Consider the following 26542-nt stretch of genomic DNA (forward strand, 5'->3'; position numbering starts at 1 on the left):
TAACAATGCATAATCTTATTGATATTTTTGCTTATAAAATCTATAAAGAAAAACTCTTATCTAATAGCGATATTCGTAAAATGAAGTACGCTATGAAGGTTATTTGGAGTGAATTAGAAAAGTTTATCATATTTTTGTTATTTTTTGTTGTTTTGAATAAGGTGCCTTTGTTCTTGTTTTCTTTCGCTGTACTATTGTCTATTCGTTCATTTTCTGGAGGATTGCACTTTGAAAATAACTTGCCATGCTTTATAACAAGTTTTGGATTTTTTTCCTTGACAGTTTTTATTCTGCCTCATTTATTTACGATGACAATCCATACAGCGCTTATACTCACACTAGTTAGTATAATAATTATCTCTTACCGTTCCCCCAGGCCCTCTAGTTTTCGACCTATATTAAATAAAAAAAGAAAAAGGATACTAAAATATTTATCCCTTTTCTCTACGCTGCTTTGGATTTTTGTTTTATTTAAATTTCTCCTAATATATAATAAAACTTTTTTTGCATGTGGCATATGGAGCATATTTTTACAAGCATCCCAACTATCTATAGGAAAGGAGGAAAAACAATGAAAAACAACTCTTCAATATTAAAGATCGCTTTATTTTCCATCGCATCTATGTTTGTACTTGCTTCAGAGTTAATTGCTTTCTCAGGATCAATTGTTCTCTGGGGAGAGCCAAAATGCCCCAAAAATTTATTAAAATAATATTTTAAAAATCGTATATTTTTCATCAAAAGAAAGTTCAATGCTTCCCTGATAGCAATCGACAATTCGCTTTACATTATATAAACCATAACCTCGATACTTTCCTTCTTTGGTAGAAAAACCTCTTTCAAAAATATGATTAATATCTCTTGACTGGATCGTTTCACCTGTATTTTTTATTTCTATTACTTTATATTCTTCTTCTATACCAAGTAATAAAACGATTCTATTTGAATTGTCATTGTTGTTATTTTTATTTGCCTCAATAGCATTGTCCAGTAAATTTCCTAATAATTCAACAAGTTCATATTTTTCTAAAGGGTATTGTGGTATTTCATTTAAAAATTCAATATAAAAAGCAATGCCTTTTTCTTCTGCTAAGGATTTTTTACTATAAATGATTGCACTTAAGATAGGTTCTTTTATACTTAGTAGTTTGTCTGTAGACTTCATTACTTTAATTACCGTCTCTAAGTATTGTTTCATTTCTTGCTTTGCCTGTTGATCATCTTCAAGTTGAACTAATCCATAAAGAGCACTGAGATGGTTTTTGAAGTCATGCTGGCTTTGTCTTATTTCATGTACCATATTCTCTAAAAAAGGCATATATTTTTCATGAGTATGTATAATTTTTTGCTGTTCTTTAATAAGTATAGATTGATATAAAAAAAATATATTTAATCCTTCCCAAGCAACCATTACTAACAACAGGTATGTTACATGATCCCATATAAAGTCTTTATCTATTTGCCAAATATACATAATCAATAAAACAATTCCACCAATATTGACGATGATCGTTCTTGTATACTTGCCATATTTAGCATAATACTTATTTATCTTGTTTATTATAGTAGACTTATGGATAAAAATACTCACTATCAGCATAATTATATTAACAATAAGTCCACTAAGAAATGAGTAAGTTCTAAGGCTCATAATCTGTGACAGAACATAAGTACATATCAACTGAATACTGAAAATCATTATCAATACAATGATAAATTGAAAGATTGTATCTTTAACTGATACTTTAAACAGGGTTATAATCATCACACATAATACTACAAAATTAACTAAAAATTCAATCCCAACGCTATACATATTAAGGATCACTGCCGTTATGGATAAAGTAATAATAATAGAAAAACTTCTTATGTCATAAATATTCAATTGATTATTCAACTTACTCCATATTAGCAATATAGCTATCATCTCTAATATTGAAAGGATGAATATTTCATACCATTGCATACTGCTCCTCACCTTCTTACACTCCAGAGAAAAACTTGTTTAAAAACTCTCGTTTATATTTGTTACTTACATAAGCATTTACAGCGTACTCCTTAAAGTACACTGTCCAAGCGTTTTTTCCATATCTCTCTACTAGGAAAATATTTGCAATATTAACTATATAAGACTTATGAGTTTGCATAAAACTCGAAGAGCTTACTTTTTCTAGTATTCCTTTCATCGAAGTATTAGGAATGGTATATTGATTATTTTTCGTATACACCATACAATTTTTTCCTTGAGCCTCAATAAAGAAAATATCCTTAAGAAAAATTTTTAAAATACAGTTCTTAACTTCGAATCGAATGACCTGCTCTTTAATAGATTCTTTTATAACTCCTTTTATTAGTCGCTGGGAAATTTTAAGTATATCTTCTTGCGTATAGGGTTTTTCAATAAAATCATAACAGTGATACTTTTTAAAGGCTTCAAGCTGATAATAAACATGAGTAGTAATAAATACAATATAGGTTAGTTCATACTGGGGTATAGAACGAATCTTCTCTGCTACTTTCAATCCTGACATATCAGAAAGTTCAATATCTAAAAAGAATAGCTGGATTATTTCTTGTTCTAAGGTTTTTATCGCCTGTCCACCAGTGGCAACTTCAAATACTTTTATGTCTTTATTTAAAGACTCAAGAATTCTGACTAAATTATTTCTTTCAACATGATTATCTTCAACTACAAGAATGTTCATTGTAACTCCCCTACTCTATATTTTGATTGATAAGTATTATGATACTCTTAGTAATGCAAAATCTTATTAAAACACTAGCATAATATAATAACTTTTTAAATAAAAAATCGATAAAAGGTTAAAATCCTCGACGAAGTGTGTAAAACTAGCTAATCACACACTTAAAAAGCACCTTCAAATATTAGATTTTTTTATCTAGTATTTTGGGTGCTCTTCGCCTTCATTTCTTGAAAAGTTCATAATAAAAGACGGCATCCTTTGAGACAATACCGTCTAATACTTCCTTTTATCTATTCATAATTTAAATAATTAGGCAAAGTATCTGCCTTCGTATGATCATTACCTTCATATTTTAGTAAGGCTTTAATGTTAATCGTATGATTGTTTCTATCATACTTAATTTCTATATGGTCTGGTCTTCCATCGTCTTGGTGTAGCTGAAGAAATTGTTTTAAAATATTCTCTGCTGCCTCATTGTTTACATCCTCATAAATCTGTAGATATTCTTTCTCTGGTATCTCCAAATAAAGGTCGTATCCGCCTTCATGTTTCACCCTTCGATCTAATACACTTTCTAGCATAATATCCACACCTTCCTCTTTAAAATTATTGCATATACTGGTGAATTCATAGATAAATCTCTTTGCACTTGAATTTTAACAATTAAGAAACACATCTATTACTTCTTAATCCATTAAAGTTCATAGCAGCATATCTATATTTTCCCCTTTTTTAAAGAAGATATGAAAATTATATAAAATAGCATTTTCCTTCTTCTGCAATCTGCAGCATATGTGGAAATACTTCTTTTGTCTCTTCCAGCAACTCCGCCACTGAAATTTCTGGCAAAAAGTGAGTTAGTATTACCCTCTGCAGATCAGCCTTTACAGCAATTTCCCCCACCTGTCGCCCAGATAAGTGGGGGACATTTTCATTCATATATTTGTGCAAAATATTTGCTTCACACAACAGTAGGTTACTTCCCTTAACAAAATCTATAAAACCATCAAAGTACTTTGTATCACCGGAATAAACGAATTTTTTATTATCTTTTTCAAAAGCCATGGCGTAACATTCTAAAGGATGGTCTGTTTTTTTAAAGGTAACTTTCATATTATTTATGCTGATCTCAGTACCCTCGTGTATGATGTTGCGAACAAATGCACCTTGGTACTGGATTCTATCATACTCTTCTTGAGGGCTTGCTGGTAGATATATAGGAATCGGCTGCTTTAGCTTCCCAAACATTTGCTTGATATTGATGGCATATCGCATCACCATTAGGTCACTCATATGGTCCGGATGCATATGACTGATAAATATGGCATCTAACTTATTTAAGTCATTGCAATAGTTTAACAGCTTAGACAACACACCATTACCACAATCAATAAGAATTTTTGTTTCTTCTGACTCCAATAAATATCCTGAACAGGAACCTCCAGCCTTTGGATAAGGTCCATAACAACCTAATACAGTTAGTTTCAAAAAAATTCCTCCTAACTTTTGTTATTCTATTTTTAGTATTAGCTTTTGTTATAAATCTTAGTATGCTTGAGATTTTTTGTTCGATTTTTTTAACATTTTTATTGCATCGTGAATGGGCTTATAATAAGGCATAATACTTCTTGCTTTATATAGATGCCATGTAGCCTTTTCTATATGATCTGTTTTTGAATAGATTAGACCCAGTTGATATTGCCCATATCCATTTTCTGGCATGCTATCTACTAAAAGCTTTGTATATTTAAAAGCTAGCTTCATATCCTTTAATTTAAAGAAGTAGATTTGACCAATGCTTAGTAGTAGATAGGCATCCTTAGGATTATAGGTTAGTGCTTTTCTATAATAATGTATAGCTTCTTTATAATTTTCTTCCTCATAATAACAATCCCCGATACCAGTATGGATATCTAGCTTAAAATCATCGATCGTAGGAGTTTTTCCTATTTTCAAGGCCCTTTGATAACAGTCTATAGCACTTTTATTATTTTCAATTTCATAAAATATATCTCCCATCAGCTTCCAAAAATACGGATTATTTGGGTGTCTGTCTAATACCTTTCTTAGAAAGTCAATAGCATACTCGTAACTGCCGATATTAATCAGAGAGATCACCATATTGCTGATAAGATACTGATTTTCTGGACTCTTTTTCAGTGCCTCTTTACAGATATGAAAAGCCTCTTCCTCCATGTTATTAATAATATAAAAACTACTCATATTCAAATAAGGCTCAATGGAGTTTGGTTGTAGTGTAGCCTGTATTTTCAAGGTTTTTATCGCCTTTCCTACATTTCCTACATTTTCATATAAGTAGGCTAGTTCCTCCAATATATAATATCGCTTATACTTTTTAAGAAAGAATGGATTGTATTTTAAAAACAAGATCAATCCTTTATAAGCAATATCAATTCGATCATACCGCATATGACTTTTAATTTCTTGGAAAAATAACTTCCAAGCTTCATCGTCACTTTCTTTGCCTAACAGATTGTATTTATTTAGCCACTTCGTTTCCATTTCCTTCAATGGCAAGTTTTCTTTTGGATAAAACACATGGCTATTTATTTGTTTTAAATCTACAGTAGCCATCAATTCACTGTAGAGTTTTTTTCCTTTAACATCTTTATTGAAGTGAATTTCTAACCAAAAACCTGGAATGTTTCTATATCTACTTCTCAGTTTTATACTTTTCACACCAATAATATCAGAAGAAATAACAGTGTTTTTTTCTATCGGCATATCATCTATTTGAAAATGTTTATAAACAAACTGTATTCTTTCGTTTTTATTAGGAAAAAAAATATTTAATAGCATTTCAAGCCCTCCTTTAGGAGCAAATTGCTGTTTCTTATATATAATACTATACCATAAAAAAAATATTAACAATAAAAAATTAAAATTAATTCTTTTCCTTTTATGCAAGAATTGTAATATAATAAGGCTACATAAAAGGGGGGGGTTTATGTTTTTTATTAGGAGAAAATTTCCATTATTGCTATTATTCATACTTTTATTAGTCTTACTCATCGCCTGCACTGTGAAAAGTAAAGATGATTATTTATCCATTCATACCATCGATGTAGGACAAGGAGATAGCATTTTAATAAAAACACCCAATGGAAGAACGATGTTGATCGACGGGGGAGAACCTTCTTATGGAAAAGCTGTTGTCGCTTATTTAAAGAAAAACAAAGTAAAGAAAATAGATGTATTAATTGGTACACATCCTCATAGCGACCATATCGGAGGACTTATCAATGTGTTAGATCATTTCCAGATAGACAGATTTTATCTACCAAAAAAAGAACACACCAGTAATACCTTTCAAGAACTTCTAGAAAAGGCTCAAGCTAAAGGTCTAAAAATTTCAGCAGCAACCAGTGACATTTCTATAACCTTCGATGACGATATCACATTGCATTTTTTAGGTCCTCTTAGGGATTATGGAGATCATCTGAATCTATGGAGCGTTATCGTAAAAATGGATTATAAAGAAAAATCCTTTTTATTCACAGGAGATCTTGAGGCTTTAGGGGAAGATGACTTACTAGCTACCTATAAAAAGGATTTTTTAAAATCACAATTTTTAAAGGTGGGGCATCATGGCAGCAATACCTCCTCCACTGAAGACTTTTTGCAAGCGATTGAAGCAAAGGTAGCTGTTATATCCTGTGGCAGGGATAATGCCTATGGTCACCCCCATATGGAGGTTATAGAGAGATTACAAAAGCGTAACACTGCTATTTATAGAACTGATCTGCAGGGTAGCATTATTGTAAAAAGTGATGGTCATAAAATTTGGTCCCATCAACAGCCCTATAACTATTAGCTATTCTTGCTTCCTCAGGATGACAAATTATCGTTTAAGTTAACGCTAGACTTCCTATATCCTATTAGAGCTTCTCTTTAAGAGAACTTTATTACTAAAAATCAAAAAAAAGAAAAAGGTGGAAACGGATGCCACCTTACTTAGCTACCACAAGCACGAGCTTTTATGGTAGCTTTAAAATTGTGTTGCGATGTGTGTATTAAATAGGTTCTACAAAATAATACAAATTCCTCTTTTTTAAAACAAAAAAGTTGTTCTATAAAGAAATTTTTCATTAAAATACAGTTAAGATAAAACAAATTATTTTTAATAAAGCAACATATAATTTATAGAGGTGATTCCATGAAAAGCAAATTAGCAAAGTGTATTATTTTTATTTTTGTAACCTTACTATCCTTTTGCAGTTATAACTTCTTTCAGTCTCCTAAAACAGTTGCCACTTTTCAGTCCTATAGTTCTCCCTCCCATAAAATTGATAAAAGCTTAATTGAACTTTCTAAAAGTGATGATGCCTCTGTAAGAAAAGAAGCTGAGAAAAATCTTATACGCACTACTTTAACAGTCCTAGGCTATGAAAAATGGCAGGAATTTATTGATTATATAGATATAAGTATTTATACAGAAGAAGTGCTGCCTTCAGCCTCTGAACAATTGATTGTAGCATTAGATTTATCCAAAGACTTAGCAGTAATTGTAGTATTTGATGCTGTTGGTAATGAATATATCTTCCATAGCAAAATAGAAGGTCTTGTTCCAGTGAATAAAATAGAGTTTCTATCTAATCCTTCTTATGATTATAAGATGATGGCGATTTACCAAACCTTGGATGAGAGGATTGGTGGTTCTTTTTTCGAGGAATTTTTAGAAATTTATTTGTATGATAAGGACGAGTTTATAAGTACTTGGAAAAAACCTCTTTATTATGAGGAAATCTATAAAGAAGTTTGGATAGACCCTAGTGCAAGAGAAGATTTATGGAATAAAGTCATAGAAGAAACAGTGATTGATTTTATACAAGATCATCCCCTAAAAATCAATACATTTACTACTATGGAAAAACACACTACTTATTCATCAGCTTACCCCAGCACTGAAAAGTTTGCATTAGTTCATAGGGACAGCTATAAAAATTCCTATTATTGGAAGGATGCATTTAATACCTTTATTTTAGGAGAAGTATCAAAGGAAGTTTTTCTATCTAATGTCGCTCTTCTAGAGGATATGGAAAACAGTAGAGAATCTTTATTTAATATTAGCAATAAAAATTATAAAGTAGTCAATTCTAAGGGAGAAGTTCTTTATCTACCCAAAAGTAAATTTCAGTCAATGTTCCAAAGTTTTCTTGAAAAGTGATACAATTAAATAGTCAATGGTTTCCACAGGTTGAAATAAGGCAACTATACTCTTAAAATACCGCTTGAAGAATAAAATTTGGTACTAAAAACTATAATAAATGAGGTGTAATGTACAAATGAAAACAGAAAAACTTTTTTGGCAAAATACTTACTTGAAAGAATTCACAGCAAATATTCTATCTACTGGGGTTTATGAAAAAGATCCTACAAAGTCTTTTATCGTATTAGATAAAACAGCTTTTTATCCCGAAGGAGGGGGGCAACCTTGGGACGAAGGCAAAATTGGCAATAGCAATGTCTCTTATGTATATGAAGAAGAAGAAATCATTTATCATGTAGTGGATCAAGCTCTTATAGAAAAGGAAAATATCTTCTGTTCCATTGATTGGGGAAGACGTTTTGACTTTATGCAACAACATTTGGGTCAGCATATACTTTCAAGGGTTTTTGAAGAACTGTATGACGCTAATACAGTAGGCTTTCACTTAGGTAACGACTTTGTCACTATTGACATCAATAAGCCCTCCCTTAGTTTTGAGGAAATACAACTTGTAGAGGAAAAAGCAAATAAGGTCATCTATGATAACTTAGAAGTAGTATCTCTATTTCCAACAAAGGATGAAGTACTTCAGCTTCCTTTGAGAAAACAGCCTACTGTAGAAGATGGCATCCGTATTGTTAAAATTGATGAAATTGATTATTCTCCTTGTGCTGGGACTCATCCTAAAAATACTGGTTCTGTGGGTATCATAAAAATTCGTAAATGGGAAAAAAATAAAAGTAATCTTCGCATAGAGTTTATATGTGGCTCAAGGGCATTAGAGGACTTTTACTGGAAAAATATCCAAATCAACGAAGTATCTAATTTGTTGTCTGTAAAAGATATAGAAACACAAGATGCTGTTACAAGATTATATCAGGAACATAGAGAACTAAATAAGACTTTAAAAAGTTTGAAAAAAAGCTTATTAGACTATAGGGTAAAAGAGTTGCATCTTAGTGCTAGAGAAGCAGGCGGCTACTTCCTAGTAGTAAAGGAATTTGAAGGGGAAGATTTTAAAGATATTAAAACAATAGCTTCTGCCTTAAGTCTATATCCTAATACAGTTGCCTTACTAGGCACAAAAATTGATAAAGCTCAGGTGGTTTTTTCTTGTTCAAAGGAAGTCCCTATAAATATGAATCAACTATTTAAAGAAGTAATTCCCCTTATCAATGGAAAAGGTGGTGGTAATGCCACCAGTGCTCAAGGAGGAGGCGATGAAGCTTATAATCTGGAAAGCTTGCTTAAAGCCGCAGAGCAAAAAATCATTATGGAATACATAAAGTAATCTTTAAAGGAGCGAATCATAATGAAAAATATCGTTATCAATATGTTACAAGAACGAGGCGTTACCATTGAAGATATGGCTAATTTAGTACTAGATCTTCAGAAAGACTACCTTCCTTTAACTATGGAAGTAGCGGTTGAAAATATCCACAAAGTTTTAGGAAAAAGAGAAGTGCAAAACGCTATTCTTACTGGTATACAGATAGATAAATTAGCGGAGCGTGATTTAATTGAAGAACCTCTTTTATCCATTGTGAAACGTGATGATTCTTTATATGGTATAGATGAAATTATGGCCTTGAGTATTACTAATATTTATGGGTCTATAGGCTTTACTAATTTCGGTTATTTAGATAAGTTAAAGCCTGGTATTATTGGAAAAATAAATGAGCATGAGGGAGGGCAAGTAAATACATTTCTAGACGATTTGGTTTCTGGTATTATTGCTGCTGCTTGTTCTAGGATAGCACATTCTATGGAGAACTCCCAAGATGAGGAATAAAAAAATACCCACTTTATATTTATTATAAAGTGGGTATTTTTTATTAAAACTTTGATAAAACTAAAAACTTATCTACTATCGTTTGTTAGCAGGTTCCATATTGATTTTTCTACCTTTGATACGGTTTTTATTCATAGCCGTTAAAACTTTATTTGCATGTTTCTCAGGCACTTCAACAAAAGTAAATTTATCAAATATATCTATTACCCCTACCATATTTCCTTCTATTCCTGATTCACCAGTGATGGCACCTAAAATATTTCCAGGAGTAGCTCCATGCTTCTTACCTATATTCAGGAACATTCTAACCATTCCTGGCTCTGCTCCTGTATCTTTAGAGGCCACATCTTCCGCTGCTTCTATGGACTCTTCTTCATTCTTATTGATCATCAATTTCAATAAAGCTGCTGCTATGTCAATAGAGCTATGATCTTCTGATAATTTTTCCACAAAGTTAGTATATTCTGCAATACCACCTTTTTCAATGGTAGCAACAATATTTTTAGCGATGGTTTCTCTTTGCTTTTCGGCAATGTCGTTTATGGTAGGTATATTTTTTCTTTTAATTTTTGTCTTTGCATAGGTTTCTAAAGCTTTTAAAGTTCTAAGCTGTCTTCCAGCAACAAAAGTATAGGCAAGTCCTGTTCTTCCTGCTCTTCCTGTTCTACCTATCCTGTGAACATAATACTCAAAATCTTCAGGAATATCATAGTTAATAACTAACTCTACATCATCTACGTCAATACCTCTAGCTGCCACATCTGTAGCTACTAAGAAGTCAATAATACCATCTCTAAACTTTTTCATGACTCGATCTCTTTGACTTTGTTTTAGATCTCCGTGAAGTCCTTCTACAGAGTGACCTCTACTTTGTAGACTTTCCACCAATTCATCTACACCTTTTTTCGTTCTACAGAAAATCATTCCTAGTTCACTTTCTTCCATATCCAAAACCCTACATAAGGCATCAAGTTTTTCATGATTCTTTACTTCAAAATAATATTGACCAATCTTAGGAACAGTTAATTCCTTGTGTACTACTTTTATTTTTTCAGGACTTTTCAAGTACTTTTTACCTATGTTTTCTATTTCTCTAGGCATCGTAGCAGAAAACATAGCTGTCTGACGATCCTTAGGTGTTGTATCTAATATGGTTTCTATATCTTCTAAAAAGCCCATATCTAGCATTTGATCTGCCTCATCTAAAACAACACCAATTACCTTGTCTAATTTTAGTGTCTTTCTTCGGATATGGTCGATTATTCTTCCAGGGGTACCTACAACAATTTGTACTCCTTGTTTTAATGCCTTAATTTGTCTCTCTATAGGCTGACCTCCATAGATAGCTAAAGATCTTGTCTCTGGTAAATACTTGGCAAACTTTCTAAGTTCATCAGCTACCTGCATAGACAGCTCTCTAGTAGGAGTTAGTATCAATATTTGAACGGATTTATCCTTTTGATTTACCTTTTCAATCATAGGTATGCCAAAGGCTGCAGTTTTTCCTGTTCCTGTTTGTGCTTGACCTATGATGTCTTTTCCTTCATATAGTTTGGGTAAGGCTTGGGATTGGATGGGGGTAGGTGCTTCAAAGCCCATCTCTTCAATAGCTTTTAAAATGTTTTTCTCAATGTTTAAATCTTGGAATTCAATATTCTTCATCTTATCTCTCCTAATTTTAGTTTTCACTGCAATATTATATCTCTTTTGCCTGTTTATGTAAATAAATAATTGTTGTTATTATCTTTTTTTTATTATTTTTTTATCAATGGTAAAACAATATACATACTTTTTTTATAATATTTATAATCATTTATTTCATTAATCCTATCAATCTTATCTTTGCATCAACTACCACTTCTACTTCTACTTGTGGAAAAATATCTCTCCAATCCTCCTGAATCTCATCCCATACCTTTGGTTCGTAACGCTGCATAGCAACATTAAAGTGAAAAATATCTGCACCATATTCCGATTGCACATAGGTAATGGTATCTTTGATTTCTCTTTTTAATTTTTCCTCTACTCTGCTTTCTACTTCGCTAATAAACTCTCTATCAAAAGCGTTTTCAAACTGAGATCTAAACTCCTCTGATAAGTTAAAGGTGGCGGCTATATCCATATGCATCTTAATATTATTACTTTTGATTACTGGCTTTACATTGGTTTTTGCTTTGGTAATTTCTAATACCACTAATTCTGCCGCAGGGTGTGGGGATTCTACCACTTCTATACCTCCTACCACTGCATCCCTCGCCCACTTTGTATAGTTGGTATCAAGTTCTCCTAACCATCCCACCATTTTATCTCCTTTAAATACAGCAGCCCCAGCATACTTGGCTTCATCTCTAGTAGCAATCACCCTAGGTAAAACAAAATCTAGTTCCCCATGGATACTTTTTGATACCTCGCCTAAATCCGTCTTATGAGGAATTCTTGAATTTTTATTGGCATTTAAAGGAAGTCTCTCTAGGTATAAACTAGAATAGTCATCAATCCTAGGTGCTATATCCAATACTTTTTTAGCTTCTGATGGGGTAATAAACACTCTGGTTCTTCTTCGCATTTCATGGTCCCTAAAGTGCATATCCAATAGTTCTTTAATACCTTCCCTTGCCACCTCTTCGCTGATAATAATAACTTTAAGATGTTCATAGAAAGGAGGATAGCTGATCCTAGTGGAGAACTGCCTATTTACTTCAAAAAAATTATTGCCGGCTATTGTTAAGTCCCATGTTCTTTCCAGTGCCCCCGCTTCTCCACCACCACCAGCTACCTCTGGGGTAGCGATTGCTTCTGGTATCACTGGAATTTGAATGGTATAGGCATACTTAGGACCTCCTTGATGCAGTGGCATTTTTTCTAATTCTCTTTCACTCAAATAGTCTTCTAAATCCTCTTGACCCTGTGGTAAAGGTGGATATTTATCTATAGCCATACCAAGCACATACCCTCTGTTTTCTACCTCCATATAGTCCCAACATCCCACTAAAAAAAACATAAAAAAGACAAATACTACCCCCAAAAAACACTTGAATCTATAAATTTTCATACACTTTTTCCTCCCCTTTGCTTCACTAAAACACCTATAAAAATCACAGGTATAATGATAAAACTGTGTACTTGTGCCAGCTTATTGTTGATACTTAATAGGGCATGAACCTCCACAACATTATTGGGTAAAAGAGCAATGAGAAAAATAATAGGTATTTGCCCGTAAAGCATTAGCTGCTCTTTTTCACTGCGAAACATAACTTTTAAGTTTATAACAGAAGCAAAGTAATAAGCTGCTAAGGTTGTAAAGGTCATAGGAATCCATACTGCCATAAACATTACTTCTAATCTCTCAAACATCTCTATATCCAGCTGAAGAGCCCTAGATAAAGCGATGGTTGGATGAAGGATATGTTGAATTTCTCTGCTGCCAAAAACCATAATGCTCATAATGACAATAGAAAAGTAGATGGCTGACACCAATAAAATTCCAATAGCTATCCACTTTTTTACTTTTTTTTGTTCCTTAAAACAAGGCATAATATAGCCAATAATTCCAATGCCCAGGAAAGGATGCGTCGTTTCTAAAAAACCCTGAAAAATTGGTTTTGCACCCCCATGAAATACTGGTAATAGATTTTTATGGTCTATATTGGTTGCAGAAAAAAGCATCAAAACCGTTATGGCTATGACGATGATGGGAAGCAACAAATCAAAGACAATACTGATGGTTTTGATTCCTTGTTTTACACAATATACACAAGTACCCAACATGACTAAAATAATGATGTATAGGGGAGTCATATCTAACAAAAATAATTTTACACTATCTGCAAATGCTCTTAGTGAAAGACCTATAGAAAATATTAGGTAAACAGCTATAGCTATCATAATAATTTTTCCCAAAAACCGCCCTAAAACTACTTCAGCAATTTGAGAAATGTTTAACCTAGAATACTTTTTCCCCATCCAGTAAAAAGCAAATCCTATAACAAAAGATACCAAGGTTGCCAAAGCAATAGAGGCCCACCCATCATTTTGGGCATGCTCCACGATGTCTTTGGGCAACGTCAGTAATCTTACCCCCACCATGGTATGAACAACAAAAGATAACATATTTACATCTTCTAGTTGATCCTTCATTTCACTGCTCCTTTTTGTTTTGATCTCAAGTTTTTTCTTATTGAAATGAGTTCAACTCTCCCTCTAAACATAGACTTGTGATTTTTAAACTTTAATTAACTTCATTGTTTTCTCCATTAGTTTCTAATGTTGGAGGTGTTTCATTGATTAGATCTGTTGGTGCTTTTATCAAAGTATCCTTTAGTTTGTCTAATCGATAAGGAGAAAAGTCAGATAAATATCTAATGCCAAAGCTTTCAATAGAAGCTAGATGAATAAGGAGGATTAGCCAGAAGACAACAATCCCATACAATCCCCAAATCGCTGATGCAACAATGAAATAAATCCTCAAAATTCTATTACTCAAGGAAAAAGTATAATTAGGTAATGTAAAGGAAGTGATGGCAGTCAAAGCCACGATAATTACCACAATAGGACTTACTAATCCTGCCTGTACCACCGCCTGCCCAATTACCAAACCCCCTACAATACCTATGGTTTGCCCTACTGGCTTAGGCAATCTTACAGATGCCTCTAATAAAGCTTCTAAAGTAAACTCCATAAATAATATTTCTGCTAAAAACGGAAAAGGTAGTCCTACCCTAGTTCCTGTTATGTACAATACCAAAGATGTTGGTAACATTCCTGGGTGGTAAGCCGTCAGTGCCATATATAGTGCTGGTAAAGTGGTAGCTATAAGATAGCTTATATACCGCATAATACGAAGAGCTGAAGTAATAATTACCCTCTCAGAATAATCATCGAAAGCATTAAAAAACATTCCTATCGTTACAGGCACCAGTAAAACAAAGGGTGTGCCATTGGTAATAATAGCAATTCTTCCTTCTAATATACTTCCCACTACTTTATCAGGTCGTTCTGTTGCTAGCATCTGTGGAAATATGCTCCATTTATGTTCCTCAATGATTTGTTCCACATGGGAACTTGTAATGATTTTTTCTTCGTTTATATTTTTAAGTTTTTTCCTAATTTCTTCTACTACCTTGGGTTGTGCCATATCCTTTAAGTAAACTATCGCTATATCGGTTTCTGTCTTTTTTCCTGCCAAAAAGTACTCGACCGATAAACTGGGATTATAGATTCTTTTTCTTATTAAAGCAATATTGTTTTTTATGTTCTCTACAAAGCTTTCTCTAGAACCTCTAAGGATTTGTTCTGTACTGGGTTCTTCTACACCTCGTTCTACCGCCCCTCGGCTTTCAATAATTAAAGCCTCTGGAATAGTATCTATCAATAGTAAGCTTTTTCCACTTAAGAGTGCTATCAATAATTCATGAAAGTTATTATTTTTGTTTATTCCTACTGCTGGCAGTACTTTCTCTATCAGCATACTTGTAGTTATAGGCACATCCTCTAAAAACCTTTTCTCCCTCATAAGCGGCTCTAAGATTTGATCGTTAAGAAGGTCTTGATTAATCATATTCTCTATATAGAGGAGAGTCATAGAAACCCCACCTATTTCCAATTCCCTGTATACAACATCGTCACTATCCTTTAAGAGTTCTTGAATATCTTGACGATTTTCTTCCAAGCTGGTACCTATATAAGTTTTCCTTAACTTTTTATCTTCTATCTTAGCCTGAAAAACTGTAGCATCATGATCCATTATCTTTTTAGGTTTTTTTGTTGGTTTCATAGTTACCCCTTCATCTTCTATTTATTCTTAGTGTATCCAAAAAAAGTAACCATCAACAAAAATTATGTATAAGTTGTAAAAGTTTTATTGCAATTTAAATATCTAGAAAATAAATTACATATACTACCATCAGGAGGTGAAAGGATGCAATCTGAAAAGTTCCGTTTTAAAAGTTTAAATAATACAAAGCTTCCACCAGAAAATATCGAAACCATACTCAGTGCCTTAAATGGAGTATACACAGTAATGACAGATGTTGTGGACAATACCATCACCGTGGATTATGACGATACGCAAACCTCTTCAGCAGAAATCAGAGCAAAATTAGATGAAAATAAATTGGTTTAATATCTTTCGCATCCAGATTGTCCCCTTGCTTTATGTTCAAGATGACAACAGCTAAAACAATATATAGTTTTGGCTAAAGTTTAAATTTATTGTCTTTAAGTTATCTTTAAGCAAGAAAAAAATCTCTATATCTATTTTATTTTCAGATATAGAGATTTTTATATTAAACTATTTTTACTCACCAAAGGTCAGAATTTCTTCTAGCAACTTCTCCCTCAAAGCATCTATTTTTTCAAACTGTATATTAGGTACATAATAATCTTCAATATAGTCATGGTTTTTCTTGGTTCGTTGTAGGTTATAGGTAACATCATCAATTAATTGTTGAAATAGTTTTTCACTGTACTCTAGTTCTTGTTTATATTTATTGCGTTTTTCCTCTTGTATGAATTTATTTAAATTAATAATCTCATGGTCTTGGTATTTACTATTGGTAGTAAAGGCCATATCAAGTTGAGGTATAATAACAGATTCTACTTTATCTGGCACCAAAGGTTCATGGTAAACTTCTATATCGTATCCCTTTTCTGTAGCTGTTTTAGCTATGTTTTCCAATAGTGTTGATTTTCCTGTACCTGGTGCACCTTTGATGTAGTAGATATTTCTTATAACAGCAAAATAGGTTTCTGCAAAGTCTATATGCCCTTTGTGGGTATAGGCACTGCCAAATAGGTGCCTTTCATAAGCCAGGGCTTTTTGGAGTACTAAGCTGCCGAAAAACTTTTCTATTATTTTGCTTGTTGCCTCATTGATCTTTAAAAAATCCATAGCCTGATTATAAGTCCATTCAATATCATCATGAATTAATTTTGCTGCTCCTAAAAACTTATATACTCTTTTATAGATCTTACCGTTTTCATCAATAGCGTCAATAATGCTTTCTCTATTGTTGCGGAGATTTTCTTCCTGCCAATAATCACCTAAGTGAATAGTGGTATCAACTGCACCTGGATATTTAGGGTCTAATACATGAGGTGCTGTTCCGTCTAACATAGCTATTTTTAACTTTGGCACTACTAATGCATCTATAGAATCTGGATCAGCGGAACAGTGATGAAACTCAATATCATAGCCTTTGTTTATCAAAGTATCACCTATTTTTTTCATCATGCTGGACTTTCCAGTCCCGGGACCACCTTTTAAATAATATACTTTATTGGCTTTTTTTAAATCAATGACATACTGAAAATATGAAAAAAACCCTAGAGAGGTATTTCCTCCCGGCAACAAACTTTTAATCCTTCCCTTATTTTCCATACTTCCCCTCCTTCTATCGTCATCTACCATATTATTATATTATCCATTTTTAAAATTTTTGTGCTTATCTCTTTACAATAAAGTTCCAATAGCTAGTTGAATTTCTCTAAAATTATTGAAATTTACAATAAATTCATTGTATTTTCTATTATTAAAAAAGAAACACTTGCATGTTTTTATTTTATCCTTTATAATTATTACTTGTGGTTAGAAGTTGTCTAAAAATTATATTTATTGATCAATAAAGCTATAGTTTGCAGAAAAAATGTAATAATTATAATAGAGGTATACTCTGGTGTATACTTTTTAATATTATTGCACTATTAAAACATTTTAGTTTTTACTGAAAAGTTTTACACAAAGAAATTGTTGTAAGTATTTGCCAATGCTTGACAAATTTAATGACTAGACTACTTAATAGGAGGGATTGTATGGCAAATTTAAAAGAAAACAACAGAGATCAATGGAGCTCTAAATTAGGATTTGTTTTAGCCGCTGCTGGTTCTGCTGTAGGTTTAGGGAATCTATGGCGATTTCCTTACACAGCCGGACAAAACGGCGGTGGAGCTTTTGTATTAGTATACTTTGGGATTTTATTACTGGTTGGATTTACATTGATGTTAGCTGAGTTGCTTATTGGTAGACATACACAGCTAAATGCTGTGGGAGCTTATAGAAAAATTCGTAAAAACTGGGGTTGGGTAGGTGGTATAGGTGTATTAGCCTCCTTTCTGATTCTATCCTTTTATAGTGTTATTGGTGGATGGGTAATTAACTATTTATTTAAAGCTGCTACAGGGGCCTTTACTGTTCCCGGTACGGACATGGCTGACTTATTTGTTTCCTTTATCACAAATCCAGGTCAACCAATTATCTATCATGGTATTTTTGCTTTTCTTACCTTAGCTATTGTTATGGGAGGAATTAGTGGTGGTATTGAAAAATACAGTAAGATTTTGATGCCAGGTTTATTCGTTATGATGATCGTCATTATGCTACGCTCAGTTACTTTACCCGGTGCTTCTGAAGGAATTAGATTCTTTTTAATGCCAGATTTTTCTAAAATTACTGGGGAAGTGATGTTGGCCGCTCTAGGACAAGTATTTTTTTCCTTAAGTTTAGGTATGGGTGTTATCATCACTTATGGCAGCTATTTAAGTAAAGATGAAAATATTCCTCAAAGTGCTATGATTATTCCACTGGTGGATACAGGTGTGGCTTTATTAGCAGGTTTGGCAATCTTACCAGCAGTATTTGCTTTAGGATTTAGTCCTGACCAAGGTCCTGCACTACTTTTCATCATATTGCCGGCAGTATTTGCTAATATGCCTTTAGGTACATTCTTTGGTGTTATCTTTTTCTTATTAGTATTGTTTGCAGCATTAACATCTTCTATTTCTTTACTAGAAGCTTCTGTTTCTTATATTGTAGATGAGTTTAACTGGAATCGTAAAAAGACAGCTCTTCTTTTAGGTTTAGCCGTATTCTTATTAGGTATTCCTTCCTCTTTAGCACAGGGGGTTTGGAGTCACATAGAACCTTTTAGAGAGTTAGATATTTTGGATTCTATTGATTTCGTTGCAAGTAACATTATGTTGCCCCTTAGCGGATTTTTACTATGTATCTTTATTGGATGGATATGGGGTATTGATGAAGCACTTAAAGAAGCCACCAACAAAGGAAAAATTTCCTTTAAACTGGCTGGTTTCTGGTCCTTCTTGATTAAATGGGTAGCACCTATAGCTATTTTAGTCGTATTCTTTCAAGGCTTAAAATAGTTTTAAAAAAGACAATTGACTTTAAGTCAATTGTCTTTTTATTATTTAGAAATCTTACTCGGTTTTTATAGCTTCTAAAGCACTAAGGTTCATAGCTCTTCTGGCAGGAGAGTAGCCTGATACAATTCCAATAAAGGTTGCAAAGGCAACTGCTGCTGCTGCTAGTTCAAGAGGAATAACAGACATACCTGTACTTCCCCCTACTGGTCCTAAAAAGCCTCCGCCTATTTTATTTAGACCAAAAGAAATACTATAGCTAAAGATCAGCCCTGCTATACCTCCACAAAAACCTATAATCCCTGCTTCGATAAGAAATAACTTTTTAATATCAGATAAATTTGCTCCCAACACCTTCATTACTCCAATCTCTCTTGTTCTTTCGTAGATACTCATGATCATTGTGTTGGTAATCCCTATAGCCGCTACGAACAAACTTACTGCACCAATTCCTCCTAGTATAGCTTGAATCTTAGCAGAAGTTTCCTTCATAGATTTGAGGATATCCGTCAAGCTAAAGGTTTGAAAGCCCTTAGCTTTGATTTCTTCTTGGATTCTTTCTACATCATTTATTTCCTTAGCCTTTACACTTATTTTTTCGTATTTATTATTGTCTTGATTTCGATTTCTTTGAGATGCCTCTTGTCGATTTGTTCGACGATCTTCTTCAATAATTTTTTCTAGTGTTGTGATATTCATATAAGCATAATAATCTTTTTCACTGAAGCTTTCAGCCAATATGCCTACACCTCTTACATTATGGGTTTTTGGTGGTGTTGAATTTGTTTCAGACTGCTCCCTGCTATTTCTCACTTCGCCATAATTCATATCAGAGGTTAAAATTAAATTATTGCTTATCAAATCAACATTGTTACTTGATCCGTATTGATAACGATTATTCAAACGTGGATTATAAAAGTACATTGCTACATTTTTTCCAAATACCATGGCTTCTTTATCTGAAGATAATAAGAGTCTTCCAGTCTCTACTTTAAAATCAAAAGCCTCCATGACTTCAGGATCTATCCCAACCACAGACACATAACCCACCATTCTCCCTATTGCCATTTTATAATAGGCGTTTTTAATGGGCATAACAGCCTCTACTCCTGGTATCTGCTTAAAATAGTGGACTGCTTGATCATCTAGGCTAACCTGTTTTTGTTGCTGGGAAGACATGGATTGATCATAATTTCCATAATTATGCACCTCAATAATATTTAAATTCCCCATTTGAGATAGTTGTTCTTTGAAGCTCCTGTCCATTGCAATACCTAGAGAAAGCATAATCACAATAGAGCTTGTACCTATAATCACGCCAAGTATAGTAAGAAAAGTTCTGGTCTTTCTTCTCCACAAACTTTCCAAAGACATTTTCAGTAAATCCAAGCTACTCATACATATCCACTTCCTCTAGTTTCTTTTTGCGTCTTTTATAAAAAAATACTGCTGCAATCCCTCCAACGATGATTACACCAATGACTACAGGCAGTTTTCTTTTATCAAAAGCTCCTTCCATGGTCTCTGGTTGTTGAAATTCTTCTGGCATGAACTCCTGCATCGGCTCTAAAATTTCTAATGAAAGTTCCTTTTCAATGGAAAAGTGTTGATTGATTTCATCATCATAGCTAAAAATAATTTTTCCTGTTAAGGCACCTGCACTTGTGGGGATGATGGTGGCATCATAGTAATTATTTTTACCAGCCTCAAGATTTCCAATATACAAACTTCCTTCATGAGTATCAAAATCACCCTCTATACTGATCATCATATTTCTCATTAAGCCTCGTCCTGCATTATAAAATTCTAGCGATATGCCTATAGGGTTTCCTAAGTAGTTCTCAGTAGGAGTAATGATATCTCCTATGATCAAACTGGTTTCTTGAATAACTGGGATTCCTATTAATTCTTTTATATTATAAGCTTTGCCTTTTGTATCTTCATATTCAATATCTGCAAAAATATTGTGGGTTTTATACTCTGCATTTATTTTTGGTCGCAAGCTTATAGTACGTTCCACCCTGCTATTAGCAGCAATCCCTTCGATATAAAAAGAATTACTACTTCCTACAGGGGAAAACACATCCCCGTCAGAACTTATACTGACTCGTATATTTTTAACATCACTATTCTTATGGGTGTTATAAAAAGATATATTTAAAGGAAATGCTTTACCAGCCTCTATAAAATCTCCACCATAGTCATAATAATCAACGATGACTTTTGGGGTTCCAGTTTCTTGATCATTACTGTCTACAAAAATTCCTATATATTGGCTTGCTGATTGTAGTTCTTTCTTTCTTCCATCTTTCACCTCATACTCTACATGTAATTTAATGGGATAATTCTTTGACTCTATATCATTTTTTGCAAACAAAGTGAATTCAATAGGCACCTCTTTTCCAACTGCTAAGCTTCCTATATTTTTAATAGACATAGATTTAGGTAAGATTTCTTCTCCCGCATCAATACTTACTTTGACGTTATCTACATCTTCACTTCCTGTATTTTTTAAGTTAAAGAAAATAGTGAAATCTTCAAAAGGTTCCACTGCTTTTTCAGGATAACGGAAGTTATGGAAGGTCACATTGGTTTCTTTAGAGGTTTTTCCCTCTAACGGAAGATATACCTTCACTTCTGTTTCATAAGATGCATCATATTCATCCTTGTAGGTTAAAAAAAGTGTTAGACTATAAGTATCCTCTTCAAGTTGAGAATTTGCAGAAACATTGTAATAAATCGTTCTTGTTTCCCCGCTGTCCAGTGATTGAATATTGATTGTGTCAAGGGTGGAGTCCAATATTAGCTCACTACTTGAAAGTCCTCCCAACCGAGCTTTTATATCCTTAGCAATTAAGTCTCCACTGTTTTGTATACGGAAACCTACAGTTTTTGTAGTGCCACTTACTAACTTATCACCATCAATTGTTGTATCCATTAGTTTTAATTCTGGGACTTCATAGTCGTTTTCAATTTTTATGTAGATAGTTTCAGTTGAACTAAAATTCCCACCGCTAGGTGAAGAGTATTCTACATTTAATGTTAAAGGATAAGTTTTTGCCTCCACATTTTTAGGAATATTAAAGTAAAATGATACATTCTCCACTCTACGTCCATAAATTGCAGAAATTTTTTGTTTTGTTACTAAATTATTGATTTCAAAAGGAAAGTTTTTCGGATCGTCAATAACAGGAGAAATAAATATATTTACAGCTTCCCCATTAGTCGTATTTTCAATTGGAATGGCTAACCTTGCTTCTGTTCCAGCTTTAAATACAGGCATTTTATAACTTCTTCCGATAACTATATTTGGGCTATCACGTATTATGTCTCCTTGCGTTTGATATGTTTCAGTACTTGCTTCTGCGCACAAAGGCATAGCGTATAAAGTATTTGCTACGATTGTACTAATAAGAAGCAACAAAAAAAATTTATGCTTCATCACTTGTCCCCCTACTTTCTTCATGATTCACTTCAACTTTTTCAATATTACCATCTAAAATATAAAAAATTCTATCTGCAAATGTTGCAATGCTTTTATCGTGAGTTACGATAATTAAGGTCTGGCGATTTTTTTTAGCTAAACTTAACATAAGCTGCAATACTTCCTGTGTAGTTTTTGAATCTAGATTTCCTGTCGGTTCATCAGCAAAAACAATAGGTGCTTTGCTAACAAAAGCTCTTGCAATTCCTACTCGCTGCTGTTGTCCCCCACTCATTTGAGTAGGTTTATGTTTAATATATTTTTCCAGCCCAACAGCTTTTAGCATAGTGAAGGCCGCTTTTTCTCTAGCCTTCTTACTAACCCCTCTAAAGGTTAGTGGCAAACTAACATTTTCCAGTGCATTTAATGTGGGCATTAAATTATAGGATTGAAATATGAAACCTATATTTTTTTGTCTAAAATTTGTTAGTTGTTTTTCGCTCATCTTTTCAATATGCTTTCCATGAATTATAATACTTCCCTTGGTTGGCTTTTCTAAACCCGCCATAAGATTTAAAAGGGTAGATTTTCCAGAACCAGAGGTTCCCAGTAAGCAACATATTTCTCCAGTTTTGATATTCATAGAGATATCGTCTAATGCTATAATTTTTTCCTCTCCTATTCTAAATACTTTTCTAGCGTTTTTAATTTCTATTGCATATGTGATATCCATCCCTCCTTCTATAATTAAAGTTTATGGAAAAAAATGCCTAGTACTAGCTATTTATTAGACGGACTTCCTAGGAAAAAGTTTCATAAAAAAAACCCAAATCTATATAGATTTGGGTTTTTTTATAAATTAACTCTCTTTATATATATTGAAAAAAACTTTTTCATAGGGTAAGTCTTCTTCAACATAAGAAGGCTTTTCTTCATCAGGATAACCTATAGCTATAATCGACTCTATCTTTATTTCCTCGGGAATATCCAGTACTTTTTTAATATAGGCTTCTGCTGTAGTTTCTGCATTATGCTTTCTACCTCTTATTTGAATCCAACAAGAACCTAAGTCCATAGATTCTGCCATCATTTGAATCAAAACAGATGCTATAGAAGTGTCTTCCACCCATACATCACTTTTGCTCTCATCCCCTAAAACCACAATAGCCAAAGGAGCATCTTTTAAAAAAGAAGAACCATGTTCTTTTGACTTAGACAAATCACCTATCAACATTTCTTCTGTTACAACGATAAACTCCCAAGGACGGATACTTCTAGAAGATGGTGATAATAAAGCTGCCTTCACCAATGCATCAATTTTTTCTTTTTCTACTTTAGTTTTTTTAAACTTCCTAATACTTCTTCTTTTCTTTAACAGGTCTAACATAGTCTTCCTCCTATCAATTATTACTTACTCATAGACGTTAACTTAATACAATTATTGCCAAAATCCTCTGGAACTGTCATCCTCCCACTCTGCTTTGCTCCCCTCAGGATGACAAGTTCTGGTTTAATTTAACGCTAATGTTGCTATTATAGCATAAATCTGATTGTGAACCTTAGACGTATAGTTCAACTATTTAATTCTAAAACGCTTCAATATCCCCTGAAGACTTTTTGATGCTTCTGCTAGAAGATTAGCATTATGAGCAATTTCTTCTGACATAGCGCTTTGTTCCTCAATCGTTGCTGCAATATCCTGCATTGCTTCGGAAGTATTTTGAGTGGCTTCGTTGACTGCTATAGTTTTCTCTTCTAGTTCAGAGCTGGCTTCCTTTAACGCCAGAGTAAGTTGTCCATTTTGTTTCATTTGTTCTGTTATCCCTTCTAATGCATCTATAATTTCTCCGATACTTTCTCCTGTTTCTCGGATCACAATGCTACCTTTTTTCACCTCTTGGCTACCTACTTCCATAGTTGATACTGCTTCTTTTGTCTTTTCCTGAGTTTCACTAATAATTTTCATAATTTCCTGAGCCGAGTGACTAGAATCCTCAGCCAATTTTCTTACCTCTTCTGCCACCACTGCAAAACCCCTACCGTGTTCCCCTGCTCTAGCCGCCTCGATAGCTGCGTTCAGTGCCAACAAATTGGTTTGTTCTGCAATACTGGTAATAGCATGAATGATATTGCCTATTTTTTGAGACTTTTCTTCCAGATCCCTTAAGACTTGTGCAGATACTTCAAAAGACGTTTGAATAGCCTCCATTTGTTGAATAGAAGATACTATAGAGTTATTTCCTTTTTGCCCTTTTAACATGCCTTCTTCCCCTGACACAATTGCTGCTTTCATACTTTCAGCCAATTGCTGCATATTATTAGAAACCCTTTGTATAAATTCTGAGACTTCCTCCATTGCCGCTACCTGCTGTTGAGCTCCTGCACTGACTTCTTCTATGCTTGCAGCTATGCTTTCCGTACCTCTTTGAACCTCATCAGTAGCTATTTCTTGTTCTGAAGAACTTTTGGTCACTTGAGATCCAATATCTAAAAGCTTCTCTACCAATGTATTCAAGCCTTTTGACAGTTTGTTGGTTTCAAATAACAGTTGACCTACCGCATCCCTGCGTTGATTTTTTTCTTGAAGCGTCAGATCTCCGTTTACAACTTTTTTCATCCCTTTTTGAACAGCATGCATAACTTTTTCCTGACTTTTCACAAAATAATATGTGGCAATAAAAGCAGTAACAATCCCTATAGCTCCCCCCATCCAAAATGAAGCTTTGGACATTCCCCCTGTATAAATAACCAGCATAGCCAAAAAAATTGGAATAAGCGTTGTTGTAAAATTTTTTGCCATTAAATGGTTTTCCACTTTTATCATTCCTACTCTTAAAGTATAAAGACGTTCTCCATTTATTTTGATGGGACTGGCAGCGTCTATTACTACTTCTCCTGTATCACGATGATATATTTGTACAATTGGCTGGGTGGATTGTATCCCTTTACGGGCAACATCATCCGAAAAAACTATTCCTTCCCTGAAAGGGTTAGTATGTACTAAGCTGGTACCCTCCATATTTAATACAGTGATATACTCCACATCTTCTAACTTTTCCTTAAAAACTTCATAAAGCTTTTCATTGCCCCCTTGCTCTAATGCCGTTACCCTCAGAATTTCTTCCGAAATACTAGCCATTTCTTTAGAAATTTTCAATGCTTGTTTTACAATTCCTGACTGCCGATTTAGTAAATTTTTTCTTATTATCATCGCTGCACCCCCTATAGAATATCCACTACTTTTATTATAAAATCTTAGGCGTTAACCTAGCACAGTTATTACCAAAATTCTCTCCAAATGCATTTTACTAATGCTAAGATCCTTCGACTCCCCCTCGCTTCCCTCAGGATGACAAATTATGGTTTAAGTTAATGTTAATGATTATGAAATACCTATTATGATATACTTTCTATATTACCCGTAACTTTACCGACTAATCTTCTAAAATATTAAAAAACAGTAAAAAACCAGCCATAACATTGATATGCTCCCCTTATAGTAGACAGTTAAAATAATAAAAACTGTTTATTATAGAGAGGAGCATATTTTTATGGGAAGAAAAACTAAATTTACAGCTGAGATTAAGATTGATGCAGTAAAAAATTATTTAAGTGGAACAAGGTCTCAAAATCAAATAGCAAAAGATTTAAATATTCATATAAGTACAATCCAAGGTTGGATTTCATCATACAAGACACTAGGGACATTAGGGGTAACTACTACATCTAAAAACGCTGGATATTCAGAGCAATTAAAAAAAGAAGCTGTTATAGATTATCTTTCAGGTAATTTTTCGCAATATGAAGTGTGTGAAAAGTATGGAATTCGTAACCGTACTCAACTACGGAAATGGATTTTGCAGTATAATGATTATGAAAAGATAAAATCTTCAGGTACAGGGGGAATATCAATCATGATCAAGGGACGTACTACAACATTTGAAGAACGTATTGAAATAGTTAAATATTGCATTGAACATAATAGAAATTACAATGAAACTGCTGAAGCATATAAGGTTTCTTATCAGCAGGTCCGCAGCTGGACTGTTAAGTATGAGCAATCTGGCGTAGATGCCCTAGTTGACCGTAGGGGCAAACACAAGTCTGAGGATGAACTTACAGAGTTTGATAGATTAAAAGCTCAAAACAAGCTTTTGGAGGCTAGGTACAAAAGATTAGAGATGGAGAATGAACTGCTAAAAAAACTCGAAGAGATGGAAAGGGGGCATTTCTAAGCC

General features: G+C 33.5%; 24 protein-coding genes. 9 read left to right on the plus strand and 15 right to left on the minus strand.

Annotated elements, in window-relative coordinates:
- Nucleotides 1-5 precede the first annotated feature (5 nt).
- Both CACET_RS21340 and CACET_RS20180 read left to right on the plus strand, forming a co-directional pair.
- Nucleotides 6-575 (plus strand): accessory gene regulator ArgB-like protein, encoded by a 570-nt coding sequence (locus CACET_RS21340; protein WP_044826497.1) that lies wholly within the window; start codon nt 6-8, stop codon nt 573-575.
- The gene (locus tag CACET_RS20180; RefSeq protein WP_144414763.1) at nt 572-712 is read left to right on the plus strand and encodes an AgrD family cyclic lactone autoinducer peptide; all 141 of its coding nucleotides are present in this window, start codon (nt 572-574) and stop codon (nt 710-712) included. The genes CACET_RS21340 and CACET_RS20180 overlap by 4 nt, the downstream gene beginning before the upstream one ends.
- On the opposite strand, the gene CACET_RS11680 is transcribed toward CACET_RS20180, so the two are convergent.
- The 5 genes from CACET_RS11680 to CACET_RS11700 form a co-directional block, all read right to left on the minus strand.
- On the minus strand, nt 704-1966 hold the full coding sequence (locus CACET_RS11680) for a sensor histidine kinase (RefSeq protein ID WP_044826498.1): 1263 nt from the start codon (nt 1964-1966) through the stop codon (nt 704-706). The two genes, CACET_RS20180 and CACET_RS11680, sit on opposite strands and share 9 nt — an antisense overlap.
- Nucleotides 1967-1982: 16 nt before the next feature.
- A complete protein-coding gene (locus CACET_RS11685) occupies nt 1983-2705 on the minus strand; it encodes a LytR/AlgR family response regulator transcription factor (RefSeq protein ID WP_044826499.1) in 723 nt (240 codons plus the stop codon).
- Between the two features lie 290 nt (nt 2706-2995).
- The gene (locus CACET_RS11690; protein WP_044826521.1) at nt 2996-3286 is read right to left on the minus strand and encodes a hypothetical protein; all 291 of its coding nucleotides are present in this window, start codon (nt 3284-3286) and stop codon (nt 2996-2998) included.
- 169 nt (nt 3287-3455) lie between these two features.
- Entirely contained in the window at nt 3456-4193 is a 738-nt protein-coding gene (locus CACET_RS11695; protein WP_044826500.1) for an MBL fold metallo-hydrolase, read from the minus strand.
- 57 nt (nt 4194-4250) lie between these two features.
- On the minus strand, nt 4251-5525 hold the full coding sequence (locus CACET_RS11700; protein ID WP_044826501.1) for a tetratricopeptide repeat protein: 1275 nt from the start codon (nt 5523-5525) through the stop codon (nt 4251-4253).
- A gap of 148 nt (nt 5526-5673) precedes the next feature.
- Here CACET_RS11700 and CACET_RS11705 point away from each other — a divergent pair, with 148 nt between their 5' ends.
- The 4 genes from CACET_RS11705 (at nt 5674) to CACET_RS11720 (ending at nt 9727) form a co-directional block, all read left to right on the plus strand.
- On the plus strand, nt 5674-6540 hold the full coding sequence (locus CACET_RS11705) for a ComEC/Rec2 family competence protein (RefSeq protein ID WP_044826502.1): 867 nt from the start codon (nt 5674-5676) through the stop codon (nt 6538-6540).
- A 342-nt stretch (nt 6541-6882) separates the two neighbouring features.
- Nucleotides 6883-7893, plus strand: coding sequence for a hypothetical protein (locus tag CACET_RS11710; RefSeq protein ID WP_044826503.1), 1011 nt, complete (start codon nt 6883-6885; stop codon nt 7891-7893).
- A gap of 118 nt (nt 7894-8011) precedes the next feature.
- A complete protein-coding gene (locus tag CACET_RS11715; protein WP_044826504.1) occupies nt 8012-9226 on the plus strand; it encodes an alanyl-tRNA editing protein in 1215 nt (404 codons plus the stop codon).
- A 21-nt stretch (nt 9227-9247) separates the two neighbouring features.
- Entirely contained in the window at nt 9248-9727 is a 480-nt protein-coding gene (locus CACET_RS11720) for a phosphatidylglycerophosphatase A family protein (RefSeq protein WP_044826505.1), read from the plus strand.
- A gap of 75 nt (nt 9728-9802) precedes the next feature.
- Here CACET_RS11720 and CACET_RS11725 read toward each other — a convergent pair whose 3' ends face one another.
- From CACET_RS11725 to CACET_RS11740, 4 genes are all read right to left on the minus strand, one after another.
- Nucleotides 9803-11389: a DEAD/DEAH box helicase gene (locus CACET_RS11725; protein WP_044826506.1), complete on the minus strand. Its 1587-nt coding sequence runs from the start codon at nt 11387-11389 to the stop codon at nt 9803-9805.
- A 151-nt stretch (nt 11390-11540) separates the two neighbouring features.
- Entirely contained in the window at nt 11541-12779 is a 1239-nt protein-coding gene (locus CACET_RS11730) for a Ger(x)C family spore germination protein (RefSeq protein ID WP_044826507.1), read from the minus strand.
- On the minus strand, nt 12776-13864 hold the full coding sequence (locus CACET_RS11735) for a GerAB/ArcD/ProY family transporter (RefSeq protein ID WP_044826508.1): 1089 nt from the start codon (nt 13862-13864) through the stop codon (nt 12776-12778). The genes CACET_RS11730 and CACET_RS11735 overlap by 4 nt, the downstream gene beginning before the upstream one ends.
- Before the next feature lie 91 nt (nt 13865-13955).
- Nucleotides 13956-15500 (minus strand): spore germination protein, encoded by a 1545-nt coding sequence (locus CACET_RS11740; protein ID WP_052661611.1) that lies wholly within the window; start codon nt 15498-15500, stop codon nt 13956-13958.
- Between the two features lie 144 nt (nt 15501-15644).
- On the opposite strand from CACET_RS11740, the gene CACET_RS11745 reads away from it, so the two are divergent.
- On the plus strand, nt 15645-15848 hold the full coding sequence (locus CACET_RS11745; protein WP_044826509.1) for a heavy-metal-associated domain-containing protein: 204 nt from the start codon (nt 15645-15647) through the stop codon (nt 15846-15848).
- A gap of 174 nt (nt 15849-16022) precedes the next feature.
- Here CACET_RS11745 and CACET_RS11750 read toward each other — a convergent pair whose 3' ends face one another.
- Complete coding sequence (locus CACET_RS11750) at nt 16023-17105, minus strand: PRK06851 family protein (protein ID WP_044826510.1); 1083 nt, start codon at nt 17103-17105, stop codon at nt 16023-16025.
- Between the two features lie 431 nt (nt 17106-17536).
- On the opposite strand from CACET_RS11750, the gene CACET_RS11755 reads away from it, so the two are divergent.
- Nucleotides 17537-18883, plus strand: a complete 1347-nt coding sequence (locus CACET_RS11755) for a sodium-dependent transporter (RefSeq protein ID WP_044826511.1) — start codon at nt 17537-17539, stop codon at nt 18881-18883.
- Nucleotides 18884-18937: 54 nt separating this feature from the next.
- Here the strand turns inward: CACET_RS11755 and CACET_RS11760 are convergent, their stop codons facing one another.
- From CACET_RS11760 to CACET_RS19510, 5 genes are all read right to left on the minus strand, one after another.
- Nucleotides 18938-20278 (minus strand): ABC transporter permease, encoded by a 1341-nt coding sequence (locus CACET_RS11760; protein ID WP_044826512.1) that lies wholly within the window; start codon nt 20276-20278, stop codon nt 18938-18940.
- Nucleotides 20271-22322 (minus strand): COG1361 S-layer family protein, encoded by a 2052-nt coding sequence (locus CACET_RS11765; RefSeq protein WP_044826513.1) that lies wholly within the window; start codon nt 22320-22322, stop codon nt 20271-20273. The genes CACET_RS11760 and CACET_RS11765 overlap by 8 nt, the downstream gene beginning before the upstream one ends.
- Nucleotides 22312-23037, minus strand: coding sequence for an ABC transporter ATP-binding protein (locus CACET_RS11770; RefSeq protein WP_044826514.1), 726 nt, complete (start codon nt 23035-23037; stop codon nt 22312-22314). The genes CACET_RS11765 and CACET_RS11770 overlap by 11 nt, the downstream gene beginning before the upstream one ends.
- A gap of 126 nt (nt 23038-23163) precedes the next feature.
- Nucleotides 23164-23691 (minus strand): nitroreductase family protein, encoded by a 528-nt coding sequence (locus CACET_RS11775; RefSeq protein WP_044826515.1) that lies wholly within the window; start codon nt 23689-23691, stop codon nt 23164-23166.
- Nucleotides 23692-23880: 189 nt separating this feature from the next.
- Complete coding sequence (locus tag CACET_RS19510) at nt 23881-25515, minus strand: methyl-accepting chemotaxis protein (RefSeq protein ID WP_052661613.1); 1635 nt, start codon at nt 25513-25515, stop codon at nt 23881-23883.
- A 340-nt stretch (nt 25516-25855) separates the two neighbouring features.
- Between CACET_RS19510 and CACET_RS11785 the strand changes: the two genes are divergently transcribed.
- On the plus strand, nt 25856-26539 hold the full coding sequence (locus CACET_RS11785; protein WP_044826570.1) for a helix-turn-helix domain-containing protein: 684 nt from the start codon (nt 25856-25858) through the stop codon (nt 26537-26539).
- The last annotated feature ends 3 nt before the right edge of the window (nt 26540-26542 follow it).

The organism is Clostridium aceticum (assembly GCF_001042715.1).
Taxonomy (GTDB): domain Bacteria; phylum Bacillota; class Clostridia; order Peptostreptococcales; family Natronincolaceae; genus Andreesenella; species Andreesenella acetica.

Bases quoted from the DNA above. Each gene is read 5' to 3' on its own strand.
- CACET_RS21340 (WP_044826497.1), top strand. From the start codon at position 6: ATGCATAATCTTATTGATATTTTTGCTTATAAAATCTATAAAGAAAAA.
- CACET_RS20180 (WP_144414763.1), top strand. From the start codon at position 572: ATGAAAAACAACTCTTCAATATTAAAGATCGCTTTATTTTCCATCGCA.
- CACET_RS11680 (WP_044826498.1), bottom strand. From the start codon at position 1,966: ATGCAATGGTATGAAATATTCATCCTTTCAATATTAGAGATGATAGCT.
- CACET_RS11685 (WP_044826499.1), bottom strand. From the start codon at position 2,705: ATGAACATTCTTGTAGTTGAAGATAATCATGTTGAAAGAAATAATTTA.
- CACET_RS11690 (WP_044826521.1), bottom strand. From the start codon at position 3,286: ATGCTAGAAAGTGTATTAGATCGAAGGGTGAAACATGAAGGCGGATAC.
- CACET_RS11700 (WP_044826501.1), bottom strand. From the start codon at position 5,525: ATGCTATTAAATATTTTTTTTCCTAATAAAAACGAAAGAATACAGTTT.
- CACET_RS11705 (WP_044826502.1), top strand. From the start codon at position 5,674: ATGTTTTTTATTAGGAGAAAATTTCCATTATTGCTATTATTCATACTT.
- CACET_RS11710 (WP_044826503.1), top strand. From the start codon at position 6,883: ATGAAAAGCAAATTAGCAAAGTGTATTATTTTTATTTTTGTAACCTTA.
- CACET_RS11715 (WP_044826504.1), top strand. From the start codon at position 8,012: ATGAAAACAGAAAAACTTTTTTGGCAAAATACTTACTTGAAAGAATTC.
- CACET_RS11720 (WP_044826505.1), top strand. From the start codon at position 9,248: ATGAAAAATATCGTTATCAATATGTTACAAGAACGAGGCGTTACCATT.
- CACET_RS11725 (WP_044826506.1), bottom strand. From the start codon at position 11,389: ATGAAGAATATTGAATTCCAAGATTTAAACATTGAGAAAAACATTTTA.
- CACET_RS11730 (WP_044826507.1), bottom strand. From the start codon at position 12,779: ATGAAAATTTATAGATTCAAGTGTTTTTTGGGGGTAGTATTTGTCTTT.
- CACET_RS11735 (WP_044826508.1), bottom strand. From the start codon at position 13,864: ATGAAGGATCAACTAGAAGATGTAAATATGTTATCTTTTGTTGTTCAT.
- CACET_RS11740 (WP_052661611.1), bottom strand. From the start codon at position 15,500: ATGAAACCAACAAAAAAACCTAAAAAGATAATGGATCATGATGCTACA.
- CACET_RS11745 (WP_044826509.1), top strand. From the start codon at position 15,645: ATGCAATCTGAAAAGTTCCGTTTTAAAAGTTTAAATAATACAAAGCTT.
- CACET_RS11750 (WP_044826510.1), bottom strand. From the start codon at position 17,105: ATGGAAAATAAGGGAAGGATTAAAAGTTTGTTGCCGGGAGGAAATACC.
- CACET_RS11755 (WP_044826511.1), top strand. From the start codon at position 17,537: ATGGCAAATTTAAAAGAAAACAACAGAGATCAATGGAGCTCTAAATTA.
- CACET_RS11760 (WP_044826512.1), bottom strand. From the start codon at position 20,278: ATGAGTAGCTTGGATTTACTGAAAATGTCTTTGGAAAGTTTGTGGAGA.
- CACET_RS11765 (WP_044826513.1), bottom strand. From the start codon at position 22,322: ATGAAGCATAAATTTTTTTTGTTGCTTCTTATTAGTACAATCGTAGCA.
- CACET_RS11770 (WP_044826514.1), bottom strand. From the start codon at position 23,037: ATGGATATCACATATGCAATAGAAATTAAAAACGCTAGAAAAGTATTT.
- CACET_RS11775 (WP_044826515.1), bottom strand. From the start codon at position 23,691: ATGTTAGACCTGTTAAAGAAAAGAAGAAGTATTAGGAAGTTTAAAAAA.
- CACET_RS19510 (WP_052661613.1), bottom strand. From the start codon at position 25,515: ATGATAATAAGAAAAAATTTACTAAATCGGCAGTCAGGAATTGTAAAA.
- CACET_RS11785 (WP_044826570.1), top strand. From the start codon at position 25,856: ATGGGAAGAAAAACTAAATTTACAGCTGAGATTAAGATTGATGCAGTA.